Raw genomic sequence first — 14,792 nt, 5'->3', positions numbered from 1 at the left:
CACGCGCTTTCCAGAGCGGGTATGAGTCGGCAGGCCTCAATCGGTTGGTTTGCTTGGATCGACAAAGCCCTCGGGCTTGATGACCAGAACATCACAGGGGCAGTCATCCAGCAGGCGTTCGGCGGTATGGCCAAGCAGAGCAGTGTCTATGCGTGAGCGCGATATGGCGCCCATCACTAGCAAGCTAATACCCTGCTTCTCGATAAATTCTGGAATTGCCTCTTCCGGATACCCCGTCAGTAGATGTCTTGACGAGGGGGCGATGTCGTTTTCGTTCGCTAGCGTCTCCAGCGCTTCTCCGTGTCTCTTGCGAATCTCCGAAGCATAACTGTCATAGTCGACGACGATACTCGCATCGAATGCCAGGGTGCGCGGCAGCGGATTATAGCAATGAGCAATGTGCATACGGCTTTTTACACTCTCGGATAACGAGCGTGCTATCGCAATGAGCTTTAAATCTAGCGCAGCAGGCTTGTCCGCTTCGTGCAGGGGGTCAACGCTGGCGCAGATGTCAGTCATTTCGCCGTCAGCACGCTTGACCAGCCATAGGGGGGCTTCGCAGTGGCGAATCAACTGCCAATCGCTATTGGTTAATAGCAGTCGTTTGAGCGCGCTGCGGTGGTGAGTGGTCTTGAGTACAAGATCGGGTTTATGTTCTTGGACTGCACGCAGGACATGACGGTCGAGCCGCTTGCCCCACACGGCCTGTATATCGACAGATACGCCCTGTTGGCGCAACGGTCTGGCCATTTTTTCTAGACGCTGGGAGTGGTGTGCGATCAGAGATTCGCGAGCCTGCTCCAGCCCTTTGCTATCGAACAGGATGCCCCCATCCAGAGCCGCATTGTAATCGCATAGGAACAGAGTGATTCGCGCCCCCGAAAAGTGCGCAACCAGGTTTTCGGCTCGACGAAGATCAGGCTGGTCATCTTCGCTGTTGGGGTCGATCACGACCAGCATGTGTTGGATATTCATATGCTCGCTCCTGTTCTGTGAATCTTAGGGTTGGCGCTGCTTCAGCCTCAAATTAGAGCATAGAGCGCATACCGACAATGATCGACGTCAAGGAATAGTGAGGTAGATAAATTTAAACCCGCAGAAGGTTAAAAGGGTCAAGAAACCGGACGTGGTGCCGACAACACTTTATCTATTTGATTTGGCATCGATATGAAACGACTCCTACTTGTAACCGTGATTACTGCGCTGGCCGGTTGTGCTTCCCAGGGCCATGATGCCGATATCAACCAGGCCTATCAGGCCTATCAACGGGATGACTGCGGAGCGGTTATGCTCCACTTGTCCAGTGCCGAGCGTCGCAGCCGTTTCCGGGCGTATCAGGATCAGCCTGAAGTGTCTCTGCTGCGGGGTTTGTGTCTGGAACGCCAGGCCTTATATCTCGATGCCGCGCAAATCTACCGTTACCTGCAACGACATTACCCGCAAAGTGAATACAGTTATCGTGCCGTTGCGCGGCTTGAGACGTTGCGCTTGCTTGGGCACTACGATCCGGCGCTTAAACTCACCCCTTGAGGCGCTGATCTCTGCTATACAGCGAGCTGTATAATTGTCGGGGGCTTAGCTATTGTCCGGTTTCCTGCCGCCTTCTGCGCCGCGGCCTACTATTATGGATGAGATATGCGGATCATCACATTATTGGTCATGTGCGCGTTTCTATCGTTATCGGCGTACGCCGAGATCTATCGCTGGACAGATGCTCAGGGGCGGGTTCATTTTGGTGAGCAACCCCGGCAGGGTGCAGAGCGGGTAGAAGTAAGTCCTCAGATACTCGAACGAGATGACCAGGTGCGCGAGCGCGAAGCCAACATGCATCGTCTGCAGCAGGTTCGCAGCGAAGAGCGCGCTATGAAACAGCAGCAAAAGTCTGAAGAGCAAGCTCGGCTGCAAGCGAACTGTGACCGGCTCAACAATGAATTGGCACGTTTTGACAAGCGCATGTACTGGTATGAAGAGGACGCCAGCGGTAAAAAGGTTGAGGTTAAGCCCGATCGCGTCGAGGAACAGAAAATGCAGCTACAGGCACTGATCAGAGAGCGTTGCTGAGATGCTACACGAGCAACAAGATCGCGGAACTCGACACGAACAACGACGTATAGAGCGTCAGCAGCTTGCCAGTTACCTGCAGGTTTTCAATCGGCATTCGGGCAGGCCCATGGGTTATCTCGGTAACATATCCCGCGATGGCATGATGCTCATCAGTGATCTGCCGGTGATGCTTGATAGTATTTACGAATTGCAAATCAAGCTACCCGGCGTTGACAGTGAATTTGAGCAGCTGGACTTCACTGTATTGAGCCACTGGTGCAGACCAGAAAAAACTTCCGGTCATTTTGATAGCGGATTCAGCATTGTGCATAATCGACTGGGTTTCTTCGACCTGGCGCGCAGCCTCAGATGTTATTTCAGCTTTGCCCACCCTGTTGATGCCTGAATTGCAGCATTGGGTTACCCTGCGGTTTTGAATCTTTACGGGGGCCGGGCATGAGCAAAACCTTTTACTGGTACGATTTCGAAGCGACGGGTATCGACCCCCGTCGAGACCGTCCGTTGCAGGTTGCCGGGGTTCGCACTGACGAGGATCTTAACGAAATCGGCGAACCCCTGTGCATTGACTGCCGCCTGCCAGACGATGTGCTACCTCATCCGATGGCGTGTCTCATTACGGGGATAGGTCCGCAGCGAGCGATGGCCGGCCTGCCTGAAGCTCAGTTCATCCATCTCCTGCATGAGCAGATGGCCGTGCCCGGTACCTGCAGTGTTGGCTACAATAATCTGCGCTACGACGATGAGATGGCTCGCTTCACGTTGTATCGTAATTTCCATGATCCTTATGCGCGGGAGTGGCAAGGTGGCAACAGTCGCTGGGATTTGCTGGATGCTCTGCGAGCCGCCCACGCGCTGAGGCCCGATGGTATCGTTTGGCCGCAACAGGATGGCCATACCAGTCTACGACTGGAGCTCATGACCACAGCCAACGGTATAGATCATGGTCAGGCTCACGATGCCCTTGCCGATGTCCGTGCCACCATAGCCATGGCGCGGCTGTTGCGCGCTGCGCAACCCCGACTCTTCGACTATTTACTTGATATGCGCAGCAAACACCATGTGTCTGCCCTCGTCGACTTTCAACAGATGCGACCGTTGGTGCATGTCTCCGGTAAGTTCGGGCGTGAGCGTCAGGGCCTCGCATTGGTGCTACCCCTGGCCTGGCATCCGCAGAACCGCAATGCTTTGATTGTCTATGATCTGGCGAGCGATCCTGACGTACTCATTAATCTCAGCGCTGAAGATCTGCGCCAGCGCCTGTATCAACGCAGCGAAGACATGGCTGAGGGTCAAGTTCGCCCGGGTCTGAAGCTCGTGCATATCAACAAGTGTCCGTTCCTGGCTGATGTCAAAGTCCTGCGTGGTCAGGATATCAACCGGCTGGGACTCAATATGCCCGAGCTGATTCGTAACGGTGAGCGCCTTGCCCAATGGCGAGCGGAGGGGCAACACAAACTGCAGACGATCTACCAGCCTGAAGACAGTGGCGCAGCGGCATCTGACGATGCGGAGTCACAGTTGTACGCGGGCTTTATCAGCGACGCCGATCGCAAGTTGCTGGGAATGATCAGAGAAGCCGATGGCGGGATGCTGGCCGCCACGCAGTGGCCGCTGCGTGACCAGCGGCTGGTCGACATGCTGCCACGGTATCGGGCACGCAATTTCCCTGAAAGTTTGACCTCGGTAGAGGCCGAACAATGGCAAGACTATTGTCGAAAGCGATTGGCCGGTGAGGTGCCCGGCGCATCACTTACCATTGATAGCTTTATGCAGGCCCTTGATCAGGCGCTGGTCGGGCAGCAAGGAACCCCGGCGGAACTACTGCAGAGCTGGCGAAAGTATGTGCTGGAGCAAGCCGCCAAGCTGGGCATGCCATTGGTTTAGCTGCGAGAGGCAAGCGAGACATAAAAACCCCGGAATGGCTGGGGTTTTATGAAAAAGTCATGTAGGTAAGGGTCACGGCTATTAAGGTCGATATATCAACCTAGAATAGTAACCCAAGACTCGACCGTGTCAGATCCGTATTTTTCTTTCCAGGCCTTCAATTCCTTGTGATTGCCACCTTTGGTTTCAATCATCTCACCGGTTTGCGGATTCTTGTATTGCTTGACTTTGCGAGCGCGTTTGGTTGCGCCAGTCTTGGTCGTTTTGGCATTGGACAGCTTGCTGTCGGGATCAAGAATGACGACAACATCTTTCAGTGACTTGTTGTATTCAGCCATCAAAGTGCGCAACTTCTCTTCGAACTCGATTTCTTGTTTCAGTTTTGTGTCGTTCGACAATGAGTTCATCCGCTCTGTAAGTTCGCGAATGGTTTGTTGCAGCGTACGGAATTCCTGTAGTGCTGACATAAATGCCTACTCCGGTGAGTGTTTAATTTTAACGGGTTGATAATAGGGCAGGTACCAAGTTAATACAATCGAAGACTGATCCGTATTGATTGCGCAATATCGACGATCAAACTTTATGCTTGTTAATTAATGTAACTTTGGTTTTTTCCGAACATTGATGGATGCAAAACTGCTTCGTTTTAACGCTACTATTGTGCAAAGGAAAAGGTAGAATAGGCCTTTTTTCGGCGGGCCTGTTGGTCGGCTGCGGGAGTCAACTGATGCGCACCTACCGTTTGGTCATTGCCTGTCCCGACCGGGTCGGGATAGTCGCGAAAGTCAGCAACGTGCTGGCAACTTACAATGGTTGGATCACGGAAGCCAATCATCACTCGGATAATCTCTCTGGCTGGTTTTTCATGCGTCATGAGATCCGGGCTGACTCATTGCCGTTCGATCTGGACGGTTTGCGCACAGCCTTTGCGCCGATTGCGCGTGAGTTTGCAATGGACTGGCATGTCAGCGACTCGGGTGTGCGCAAGAAAGTTGTATTGATGGCTAGTCGTGAGTCCCATTGTCTTGCTGACTTATTGTACCGCTGGCATAGCGACGAACTGGATTGCGATATTACCAGTGTCATATCCAATCATGATGACTTACGCAGTATGGTGGAATGGCATGGCATACCTTTCTACCATGTTCCGGTGGACAGTCAAAACAAGACACCTGCATTTGAACGGATTGCTAGTTTGGTCGACGATCAGCAGGTCGATTGCATCGTCCTTGCGCGCTATATGCAGATACTGCCTCCCGATCTATGCCAGCGATATGCGAATAGGGTAATCAACATACATCACAGTTTCTTGCCTTCGTTTGTCGGTGCGCGGCCTTATCATCAGGCCGCCCAGCGGGGTGTAAAGTTGATCGGCGCAACCTGTCACTATGTCACAGACGAACTCGATGCTGGTCCGATCATTGAGCAGGATGTGGTGCGCATCACCCACCGACATAATGCCGATGACATGGTTAGACTGGGAAAAGATGTGGAAAAAATGGTGCTTTCACGGGGTTTGCGCTATCACTTGGAAGACAGGGTGCTGGTCCACGACAACAAGACAGTCGTTTTTGGCTAATGCCGGTCAGTCCGGACCGTGGCGTTTAATTAACGCGAACTAAGGAGGGTTTATGCTGAAGATTGTGAAAGTGTATGAATACATGACGGCCGATCTGGTTTGCTTGACCCCCGACACGGATCTGGCCAAAGCGATCGACACGCTGCTTCAGCACCGCATTTCTGGAGCTCCAGTAGTGGATGAGCGCAAACGGCTGGTGGGTATCCTGTCCGAGGGTGACTGTCTTAAGGGCACTCTGACCGGCTCCTATTTCGAGGAAGCCTCGATCAAAGTGAGCGATGTGATGACACGCCTGGTTGAAACCATTGATCTGGACGCTGACATTATTTCCGTTGCAGAACGTTTTGTGCAATCCGGTCGGCGGCGCTTTCCTGTACTAGACGACGGCAGGCTGGTTGGCCAGATCAGTCGCCGGGATATTCTGCGAGCAGTCAAGCACTTCAATGATAACGGAGCGCCGAAAGTATGAAGATAGAGGCCTCTTACTTCGAGGACGATAGTACTGAGCAGCAGAATCCGCTTGATCATGCTGCTGCTGGGTTGCCCCCAGTCATCGGAGGTGGCTGCCTTGCACGTTTCGATCCTCAAGCGCTCAACGAGCAATCGGGTGTCGATTTTGCGCAGGAATATGACGCCGATTGATGGCTCTTTGATATAATGTTTCTTGGTTTTTGTTAAGAACTATCGGTCCTGCCAGCTAGTTGTTGATGCAGTACCTTCACGGGTTCAGGAGTTCGGTTTTAACCATGCTCAAGAAAATCTCTGTCGACAAGGCAGTAACCCGGATGTTTGTGCATCAATTTTGCGGGTCCTGGATTAATCATCCCTTCTGGAGCAAGCAGCTTTTTATTGCTGACGAGAAGGTGCTGCGAAAAATTCGCGAGAGCGGCGTTCGTGAGATCATCATCGACTTGGATCGCGGTGTTGACGTTACTCATGTGCAGACGACCAGCCTCGATATGCTCGGCGAAAATACCTCCACAGTTCATGCATCTGACCTGGAATTAACCAGTCAAACACCGCAGATCGAATCGCTCCCCACTAATAACGATCTGTTGCTTTCCCTCCAAACGACTGATGATATCCATTGCTCTCTTAGTGAAGAAATTGATCGGGCTCAGTATCTCATTGCGCGTGGTAAACGTGATGTAATCAAAATGTTTACGGATGTGCGTATGGGCCGCGCTCTTGAAAGCGCAGGTCTGCAGCTGTTGGTCTCTGAAATGTCCGATTCCCTGATGCGTAATGCCCACGCATTGTTGAGTCTGTTGCGAATAAAACGCCGCGACGAGTATACCTATTTGCATTCGCTAGCCGTGGCGGCCCTGATGCTGGGGCTGGCGCGCAGTTATGGATGTGACGAGGAGACTATCAGGGTAGCTGGCATGGCAGGCCTGCTCCACGACCTGGGTAAAGTGGCGATGCCTGACCACATACTCAACAAGCCGGGCAAGCTAACGGCCGCCGAGTTTGAAGTCATGCGTGGTCATCCGCAGGCCGGTGCTGATCTGCTGTCTGCCTTTGCTGATATGCCCGCTGAGGTCCTAGATGCATGCTTGCATCATCATGAGCGCATGGATGGTTCGGGTTATCCGGGTAATCTGGTTGGTGAGCAAAATAGCCTCTTGGCACGCATGGCCGCGATATGTGATGTCTATGACGCGGTTACGTCCAACCGTCCATACCATAGTGGCTGGGACCCCTCGATATCGCTGAGCCGAATGGCAAAGTGGGAAGGTCATTTCGATCCCGGTCTTTTTCAGTTGTTCGTGCGTACTTTGGGTATTTATCCGGTTGGTTCGCTGGTTCGCCTGGCATCCAATAGGCTGGCTCTGGTCATCGAACAGAACGTCGGTGCATTGCTCAAGCCACGGCTACGGGTGTTTTATAGCATTGACATGCGCCAGTGGTTGCCGCTGGAAACCCTGGATCTGTCAATCAGTGACTCCGATGTAATCACTAGTCGTGAGGAGCCCGAGTCCTGGGGTCTTACAGGGCTGGATCGACTCTGGACAGACCTTGGAATCGCTGGCTGATTTGGAATTATTTTCTTAGCTACAATCAAGATTTCCTCCGCTCTGCCGTTAGACCTTCTAGACGCTGGCCTCCAGCGCACTCCACACAACAGGATGCATCTGCATGAATCTAAGAAATGTCTCAATCGCTGCAAGGCTGGCGGGTGGGTTTGCGCTGATCGCTTTGTTAGTGGTGCTTCTGGGCACGCTTTCGATGCGTGAAATGGGTGATATGCGCGACCAGGCCAAGAGCGTGGAGACGGTCTGGATACCTAGTACTCAGGCTGTTTCATTGTTTGGTCAGGATCTGTTGCGTATTCGTATTTTTACTCTGCGGATGCTTCTCGAAGACACTGTTGCGGCTCGCCAGGCACTCGCTAGCCAGATCGCCGCCCTATTGGATGGACTGAAAAAAGCTGAATCCAATTTTACCGACTTAATGGCTACGTCTAACAAGCGCACCACCTTTGAGGTTTATCTGACCGCTCGTCAGCAGTATATGGAGGTTCAATCACAGGTGGCTCAGTTGGCTCTGAGCGGTCAGATTGATGAGGCCTCGGTATTGGTTAATAGCCGGCTCAATCCGTTGGCTGATGCTATGGTTCTGGGTTTGCAGGATCTCGGAGCTGCGAATCGGGATGGCATCGCCGATGCTCAAGAGGAGTCCCGTGTCAGCTACGTCAGCGGACTGCAAACGGTTATCACCTGTATTGCCGTTGCAGCGCTTCTCACTATCCTTCTTGCCTGGCTACTGACCCGCAGTATTATTTTGCCGATTCGTCAGGCAGTTGAAGTCACCGAACGAGTCGCTGCTGGTGACCTCACCCACGACTTCTCAACAGCTGGCAAGGACGAGCCTGCGCGGTTGTTGAGGGCGTTGAGCGCAATGCAGAGTCAGCTACGCAGCACTATTCAGGGAATTGCCAACTCCTCGACCCAGTTAGCCTCTGCTGCCGAAGAGTTGAATGCAGTGACCGAAGATGCTACCCGCGGTTTGCAGCGTCAAAACGATGAAATTCAGCAGGCAGCCACGGCAGTGAACGAAATGAGCGCCGCGGTCGATGAGGTCGCAATAAATGCGGTGTCCACATCGGAACAGTCCAGGACCACCAGTGACATTGCTACTGAAGGCCAGCAACAGGTCGTGCGAACGGTGACCAGTATCGACAAGTTGACCTCTACCATCGAAGCGACCTCGACTGAAGTACAGGAACTGGCCCACAAGGTGCACAATATCAGTCGAGTGCTGGACGTGATTCGTGCGATCGCCGAGCAGACCAACCTCCTGGCACTGAACGCGGCCATCGAAGCCGCCCGTGCCGGTGAACAGGGTAGGGGTTTTGCGGTGGTGGCTGATGAGGTTCGAGCACTGGCTCACCGCACGCAGCAGTCCACTAAGGAAATCGAAGACATGATCGGTACCATGCAGCAGGGTACGGAGAAATCGGTGGAGGCAATGAATGTCAGTCGCACCATGGCGACATCTACCCTGCAACAAGCCAGCGCAGCAGGCGATGCCTTGAAGCAGATTACCGCTGCAATTTCTCAGATCAACGAACGCAATATGGTGATTGCCAGTGCGGCCGAAGAGCAGGCGCAAGTCGCCCGTGAAGTGGATCGCAATCTGGTCAATATCCGCGATCTATCGACTCAGTCAGCAGCGGGCGCCGAGCAGACTAACAGCTCCAGCCGTGAACTCTCGCGTCTGGCCGTAGAGATGACGGATTTGGTCAATCGGTTCAAGATCTGATTTCTGCCAGGTATAAAGCTAGGTAGAAAAAAACCACACTCGAGAGGGTGTGGTTTTTTTGTTACTGCTTTGGGGCTATCAGGCTGTTTCTGCCTGCTTCTGCTTTTTTTCAACCTTGGCACTGACCGGTGCGGGGGTACGTATCAGGTGATCAAAGGCCCCCAATGCTGCGGTAGAACCGGCACCCATAGCGATGATGATCTGCTTGAACGGCACCGTCGTTACGTCACCGGCGGCGAAGACGTTGGCTATCGAGGTGGCGCCCCGATTATCGATTTCAATCTCGCCATGTTTGCTCAGTTTGAGTGGTCCACCCTTGAGCCATTCGGTATTGGGGATCAGGCCGATTTGTACAAAAATGCCTGCGACATCAACCTGTTTGCTCTCCTGAGTTTGCCGATCGGTGTAGGTCAGACCGGCAACCTTGTTGCCGTCGCCGCGTACTTCGGTTGTTTGTGCGTTCTTTACAATGTCGATATTCGACATCGAACGCGCCTTGCGAAGCAGGACCTCGTCGGCGCGCAAGGTATCGGCGAACTCCAGCACAGTGACGTGCTCGACGATGCCAGCCAGATCGATTGCTGCCTCGATACCCGAGTTACCGCCGCCGATGACTGCGACGCGTTTGCCTTTAAATAGAGGGCCGTCACAGTGCGGACAGTACGCCACACCCTTGCCACGGTATTCCTGCTCGCCGGGTACGTTCATTTCTCTCCAGCGGGCACCAGTTGCCAAAATAACCGAGCGGCCGGACAGGGTGGCACCATTTGCCAGGCCGATAGTGACGTAATCACCTTCTGTCAGGCTGGTGGCCTGCTGTTCAGTAAAGATGTCTACATCATATTCCTTCACGTGCTCTTCCAGACTGGATACCAGCTTGGGGCCTTCGGTGTAATTCACCGAAATGAAGTTTTCAATACCCATGGTGTCCATTACCTGACCACCGAAGCGCTCGGCAACCAGTGCTGTACGAATGCCTTTACGGGCAGCGTAGATTGCTGCTGCTGCACCTGCAGGACCGCCACCAACAATGAGAATTTCATAGGGTTCTTGCTTGGTCAGTTCGGTAGCCTTGCGTTTGCTGGCATTGGTATCAACTTTGTTGATGATTTCCGGCAGAGTCATGCGGCCCTGGCCGAACGGCTTGCCATTCAAATAGACGGAGGGTACCGCCATGATCTGGCGCTCCTCGACTTCTTCCTGAAACAGTGCGCCGTCAATCATCACGTGGGTGATATTCGGATTGAGCGTCGCCATCAGATTGAGTGCTTGAACAACGTCTGGGCAGTTCTGGCATGACAACGAAATATACGTCTCAAAGTGGTACTCGCCATCCAGATGACGGATCTGTTCTAGCAGTACCGGATCGGTCTTGGAGGGGTGGCCGCCGCTGTGCAGCAGTGCCAGCACCAAAGAGGTGAACTCATGCCCCATGGGCAATCCGGCAAAACTGATGCGCGCTGGCACCCCTGTCTGAGCAATGCTCATGCTCGGTGTGCGTTTGGCCTCGTTCCAGTTGAGACTGATATGCGGTGACATCTCGGCGATCTCGGTCGCCAGTTCATTGAGTTCTTTGGCCTTGGGGCTTTCATCTACAGACACGCTGAGCTCAATCGGGGTGATAATATTCTGCAGGTACGTGTCCAGCTGCTTCTTCAGGTTGGCATCCAACATAAGCGTGTCCGTCCTCTTCAATAGCAAATTCAAGTCGAAAAAAAACCTGGCCTGCCAACCCGGAGTAATACTCCGCGACAGGCCAGGTTATTCAGTGGTGCTTAGATCTTGCCTACCAGGTCAAGGGAGGGAGCCAAAGTGGCTTCGCCTTCTTTCCACTTGGCCGGGCAGACTTCGCCGGGGTGGGCTGCAACATACTGGGCTGCCTTCACTTTACGCATCATGTCCTCGGCGTTGCGGCCGATGCCCTCGGAGGTCACTTCGACAGCCTGAATGATGCCCTGGGGATCGATGATGAACGTACCGCGGTCGGCCAAACCCATCTCTTCGCGCATGTTGTCGAAGTTTCGGGTGATGGTGCCAGTCGGATCGCCGATCATGGTGTATTGGATCTTGCCAATGGTTTCGGAGCTATCGTGCCAGGCTTTGTGCGTGAAATGCGTGTCGGTGGACACGGAGTAAATCTCGACGCCCATCTTCTGGAACTCATCGTAATAATCGGCCACATCGCCCAGTTCGGTCGGGCAGACAAAAGTGAAATCGGCGGGGTAGAAAAAGAATACCGCCCACTTACCCTGTATATCGGCTTCAGTCACTTCGATAAACTTGCCCTGCTTGAATGCCTGGGCCTTAAAAGGTTTGATCTGAGTGTTGATAACGGACATCGTTGACTCCTAGTTGATTAATCGGTCGGTTATGAAGACGAGCTGATAATAGACCTTCGCCCCGTATATCAAAAATAAATTTCAGCTAAGCCTTGGATAGCTTTTGCCTATAGCGCGAAAGACAAAGCTTCGCGGCTGTGAATGCTCGATTTTTCAATGTTATATGCTGCCTCGAATTCTTCCGGAGGGAGTAATGCTCCGGCGTTCGTGCTGAGTTAAAGTAGGCGCAACCCGATACACAGGAGCGCTTTATGCTGACTCATCTAGATGCCCAGGGGCAGGCGAACATGGTTGACGTCACCGCCAAGGAGGCGACCTTTCGCGAAGCGGTGGCAGAGACGCGGATGCGCATGCGCCCGGAAACCCTGGCATTGATCCAAAATGGCGGGCACCCCAAGGGGGACGTGTTCGCCGTCGCGCGGATAGCCGGCATCATGGCGGCCAAACGCACCCATGAATTAATCCCGTTATGTCATCCGCTACTGCTCACCGGTATTCACGTGGAGCTGACAGCACAGGAACCCAATCGGGTTCTGATCCGTGCACGTTGCAAACTGGCCGGACAGACCGGGGTGGAAATGGAAGCCCTAACCGCAGCGAGCATTGCCGCTCTGACGCTGTATGACATGTGCAAAGCGGTCGATAAGGGCATGGTGATCGAATCGACCCGGCTGCTGGAAAAGACCGGGGGTAAGAGCGGTCACTATCAAGCCGGAGATCTCCCGTGATTACCTTGCAACTCTTCGCCCGCTACCGGGAACTGTTGGATACCGATCACGAGCAAATCCCCTGGGATAACGACCTGCAGACTGTTGCTGATTTGCGTGACCGGCTGCTAGCGCGCAGCAGCAGCTGGGGGGTGCTTGCCGAGCCGCGGCTGATGTGCGCGCGCAATCAGGAAATGTGCAGCCTCGAGACCCCCCTGAACGATGGTGACGAGATAGCTTTTTTCCCACCGGTTACCGGAGGCTGATGTGAGCATCCGGGTACAGACCGAAACCTTTGATCCCGGTGCCATGCTCAACCGTTTGCACGGAGCGCAAACGGGCGTCGGTGCGGTGGTCAGCTTTGTCGGTTATGTGCGCGATTTCAATGATGGGGAGGAAGTGGCAGGCATGCTGCTGGAGCACTACCCAGGGATGACTGAGAAGGCCTTGCAGCTCATCGTTGACGAAGCCAACGAGCGTTGGCTTCTGCTTGGCATCGACGTGTTGCATCGGGTGGGCCGACTGGAGCCTGGCGAGCCGATCGTCTTTGTAGGTGTCAGCTCTGCCCACCGGGCTGCTGCATTCGAAGCGAGTCATTTCATTATCGACTATCTGAAAACCCGTGCGCCGTTCTGGAAGAAGGAAGACACCGGGTCCGGTCCCCGGTGGGTTGATGCGCGAAATCAGGATAGCGCAGAGCTGGACAAATGGCAGGGCGTGCCCGGCCGAGGCCAGGGAGGTTAGTTGGACCGATCAAGTCACTTTCAGTAGATTCGGTACTTTAACTTGGCCCTCGCAGGGCCATATTGTCTGAGCAAGTTTGGTAAAAGGCCGTGGTACAGTGCGTCGGGACTCTGATAGCTGAAACGGGTATCGAGGGGGTCGTCATGCGCGGAGGCGGATCTCCGCTGCTGCAATAGGAGAAAAGGCCATGGCCGACACACAACTGATAGACGGTCTGGGTCGACGGATAGATTACCTGCGTGTGTCGGTGACTGATCGTTGCGACTTTCGCTGCGTTTATTGTATGGCCGAAGACATGATATTTCTGCCTCGCCAGCAAGTGCTGACGTTGGAAGAAATCCAGCGTTTGGCGGCTTTGTTTGTGAGTCAGGGGGTCAAGAAGATACGACTTACTGGCGGCGAGCCGCTGGTTCGCCGCGGCATCGTTGAACTGTGCGAAGGCATCAGCGCTTTGCACGGCCTGCGTGAACTGGTGATGACCACCAACGGCTCGCAACTCGTCAAGCTGGCACGTCCGCTGGCAGACGCCGGCGTCAAGCGTCTGAATATCAGTCTCGACAGTCTTGACCCGGCTAAATTCAAGGCCATCACCAGAACAGGTGAACTGCAACAGGTGCTCGACGGGATCGATGCGGCGTGTGAAGCCGGCTTTGAACGTATCAAGCTCAATGTAGTAGTGATGAAGGGGCGCAACAGGGATGAAGTGCCGGCGCTGGTGGATTATGCGCTGCAGCGTGACCTGGATATCACCTTCATCGAGGAGATGCCCTTGGGTAACGTCGGCCGCTCACGGGGTGAGTCCTTCTGTTCCAGCGCCGAAGTGCGCGAGGTGATCAGTCAGTGCTATCAGTTGCTGGACAGCGCTGAAAGTTCCGGTGGTCCAGCGCGCTATGTTCGGGTTGATGGATATCACGAGAGTCGTATCGGTTTTATATCCCCGCATTCACACAACTTCTGCGCGAGCTGCAACCGGGTTCGCATGACCGCTGAAGGGCGATTGCTGTTATGTCTGGGGCAGGAGAATTCCATTGATATGCGTGCTCTGGTGCGCCGTCATCCAACCATTGACGCGCCACTGCTGGTGGCGTTGCGCAAGTCTCTTCAAAGTAAACCCGCACACCACGACTTCTCATCTGATGGTGAGGTCCAGATCGTGCGTTTCATGAATGCGACGGGGGGATAACAGGATAAAAAACACCACCGCGTTTGCGGTGGTGTGCACAGATTAGTGGGTCTGTGCGTTGTGCCTGTTACTTGAGTGAGCTGTAGTAGGCAGCTAGATCGGCTATGTCTGCGTCGCTCAGGTTCATTGCCATAGGCGACATGATGGCAGCATTGCCACCAGCGCGCTGTCCGCCACGGTAGGCTTTCAGTGCTCCCTCAAGATACGCCGCGTTTTGTCCTCTCAGATTGGGATAAATCGGCACCAGGGCAATGCCATCCTTGCCATGGCATGCCGAGCATACCGTTGCCTTGCCCGCGCCGGCCGCAGCATCACCAGCAGCCTGAGCCATACCAGTCATGGCTAGAGTCAGGACGGCAGATGCAAATAGAAATTTTAACATAGAAATACCTCATCAGTTACTTACCGGGTTTATCGAGTACAGTAATACCATTAATTTCGTATTTGGAAAGGTCAAATTGTTCGCAATTCGTGTCTGGGTAGCCACAACCCGAATTGCGGTTAGGTGGGTGCCAGCCAAATCCGTG

General features: G+C 53.8%; 18 protein-coding genes. 13 read left to right on the top strand and 5 right to left on the bottom strand.

The annotated features are described in order from the left end of the window. Positions 1–36: 36 nt before the first annotated feature. The gene (locus ACJAXR_RS00365; protein WP_415056270.1) at positions 37–975 is read right to left on the bottom strand and encodes a universal stress protein; all 939 of its coding nucleotides are present in this window, start codon (positions 973–975) and stop codon (positions 37–39) included. Between the two features lie 192 nt (positions 976–1,167). Between ACJAXR_RS00365 and ACJAXR_RS00360 the strand changes: the two genes are divergently transcribed. The 4 genes from ACJAXR_RS00360 to sbcB all read left to right on the top strand — a co-directional run bounded on the left by ACJAXR_RS00360 (position 1,168) and on the right by sbcB (position 3,948). Beyond that, positions 1,168–1,530: a hypothetical protein gene (locus tag ACJAXR_RS00360; protein ID WP_415056269.1), complete on the top strand. Its 363-nt coding sequence runs from the start codon at positions 1,168–1,170 to the stop codon at positions 1,528–1,530. 105 nt (positions 1,531–1,635) lie between these two features. Next, positions 1,636–2,061: a DUF4124 domain-containing protein gene (locus tag ACJAXR_RS00355; protein ID WP_415056268.1), complete on the top strand. Its 426-nt coding sequence runs from the start codon at positions 1,636–1,638 to the stop codon at positions 2,059–2,061. A 1-nt stretch (position 2,062) separates the two neighbouring features. Beyond that, positions 2,063–2,449 (top strand): PilZ domain-containing protein, encoded by a 387-nt coding sequence (locus ACJAXR_RS00350; RefSeq protein ID WP_415056267.1) that lies wholly within the window; start codon positions 2,063–2,065, stop codon positions 2,447–2,449. Positions 2,450–2,499: 50 nt separating this feature from the next. Further along, complete coding sequence (sbcB, locus tag ACJAXR_RS00345; RefSeq protein WP_415056266.1) at positions 2,500–3,948, top strand: exodeoxyribonuclease I; 1,449 nt, start codon at positions 2,500–2,502, stop codon at positions 3,946–3,948. A gap of 95 nt (positions 3,949–4,043) precedes the next feature. Here the strand turns inward: sbcB and mvaT are convergent, their stop codons facing one another. Next, positions 4,044–4,415 carry a histone-like nucleoid-structuring protein MvaT gene (gene mvaT / locus ACJAXR_RS00340; protein WP_415056265.1) on the bottom strand — a complete coding sequence of 124 codons (372 nt, stop codon included), beginning with the start codon at positions 4,413–4,415 and terminating at the stop codon, positions 4,044–4,046. 260 nt (positions 4,416–4,675) lie between these two features. Between mvaT and purU the strand changes: the two genes are divergently transcribed. From purU to ACJAXR_RS00315, 5 genes are all read left to right on the top strand, one after another. Beyond that, positions 4,676–5,527 carry a formyltetrahydrofolate deformylase gene (gene purU / locus ACJAXR_RS00335; RefSeq protein ID WP_415056264.1) on the top strand — a complete coding sequence of 284 codons (852 nt, stop codon included), beginning with the start codon at positions 4,676–4,678 and terminating at the stop codon, positions 5,525–5,527. A 52-nt stretch (positions 5,528–5,579) separates the two neighbouring features. Then, entirely contained in the window at positions 5,580–5,996 is a 417-nt protein-coding gene (locus tag ACJAXR_RS00330) for a CBS domain-containing protein (RefSeq protein WP_415056263.1), read from the top strand. Continuing rightward, entirely contained in the window at positions 5,993–6,169 is a 177-nt protein-coding gene (locus tag ACJAXR_RS00325; RefSeq protein ID WP_415056262.1) for a hypothetical protein, read from the top strand. The genes ACJAXR_RS00330 and ACJAXR_RS00325 overlap by 4 nt, the downstream gene beginning before the upstream one ends. Positions 6,170–6,273: 104 nt before the next feature. After that, on the top strand, positions 6,274–7,563 hold the full coding sequence (locus tag ACJAXR_RS00320; protein ID WP_415056261.1) for an HD-GYP domain-containing protein: 1,290 nt from the start codon (positions 6,274–6,276) through the stop codon (positions 7,561–7,563). A 103-nt stretch (positions 7,564–7,666) separates the two neighbouring features. Then, a complete protein-coding gene (locus tag ACJAXR_RS00315; protein ID WP_415056260.1) occupies positions 7,667–9,292 on the top strand; it encodes a methyl-accepting chemotaxis protein in 1,626 nt (541 codons plus the stop codon). Positions 9,293–9,370: 78 nt separating this feature from the next. On the opposite strand, the gene ahpF is transcribed toward ACJAXR_RS00315, so the two are convergent. Both ahpF and ahpC read right to left on the bottom strand, forming a co-directional pair. After that, complete coding sequence (gene ahpF / locus ACJAXR_RS00310) at positions 9,371–10,966, bottom strand: alkyl hydroperoxide reductase subunit F (protein ID WP_415056259.1); 1,596 nt, start codon at positions 10,964–10,966, stop codon at positions 9,371–9,373. Positions 10,967–11,067: 101 nt separating this feature from the next. Next, the gene (gene ahpC / locus ACJAXR_RS00305; protein ID WP_415056258.1) at positions 11,068–11,631 is read right to left on the bottom strand and encodes an alkyl hydroperoxide reductase subunit C; all 564 of its coding nucleotides are present in this window, start codon (positions 11,629–11,631) and stop codon (positions 11,068–11,070) included. Positions 11,632–11,882: 251 nt separating this feature from the next. Between ahpC and moaC the strand changes: the two genes are divergently transcribed. From moaC to moaA, 4 genes are all read left to right on the top strand, one after another. Continuing rightward, positions 11,883–12,359: a cyclic pyranopterin monophosphate synthase MoaC gene (gene moaC, locus ACJAXR_RS00300; RefSeq protein WP_415056257.1), complete on the top strand. Its 477-nt coding sequence runs from the start codon at positions 11,883–11,885 to the stop codon at positions 12,357–12,359. Further along, positions 12,356–12,604 (top strand): MoaD/ThiS family protein, encoded by a 249-nt coding sequence (locus tag ACJAXR_RS00295; protein ID WP_415056256.1) that lies wholly within the window; start codon positions 12,356–12,358, stop codon positions 12,602–12,604. Before moaC ends, ACJAXR_RS00295 begins: the two co-directional genes overlap by 4 nt. 1 nt (position 12,605) lies before the next feature. Beyond that, the gene (moaE, locus tag ACJAXR_RS00290) at positions 12,606–13,082 is read left to right on the top strand and encodes a molybdopterin synthase catalytic subunit MoaE (protein ID WP_415056255.1); all 477 of its coding nucleotides are present in this window, start codon (positions 12,606–12,608) and stop codon (positions 13,080–13,082) included. Between the two features lie 187 nt (positions 13,083–13,269). Further along, positions 13,270–14,265, top strand: a complete 996-nt coding sequence (gene moaA / locus ACJAXR_RS00285) for a GTP 3',8-cyclase MoaA (RefSeq protein ID WP_415056254.1) — start codon at positions 13,270–13,272, stop codon at positions 14,263–14,265. Positions 14,266–14,332: 67 nt separating this feature from the next. Here the strand turns inward: moaA and ACJAXR_RS00280 are convergent, their stop codons facing one another. After that, a complete protein-coding gene (locus tag ACJAXR_RS00280; protein ID WP_415056253.1) occupies positions 14,333–14,647 on the bottom strand; it encodes a c-type cytochrome in 315 nt (104 codons plus the stop codon). Positions 14,648–14,792: the final 145 nt, after the last annotated feature.

The organism is Halopseudomonas sp. (genome assembly GCF_047631575.1).
GTDB lineage: Bacteria > Pseudomonadota > Gammaproteobacteria > Pseudomonadales > Pseudomonadaceae > Halopseudomonas.
Note: the sequence above shows the minus strand (reverse complement) of the source record. Positions and strands in the feature narration are given on the sequence as shown.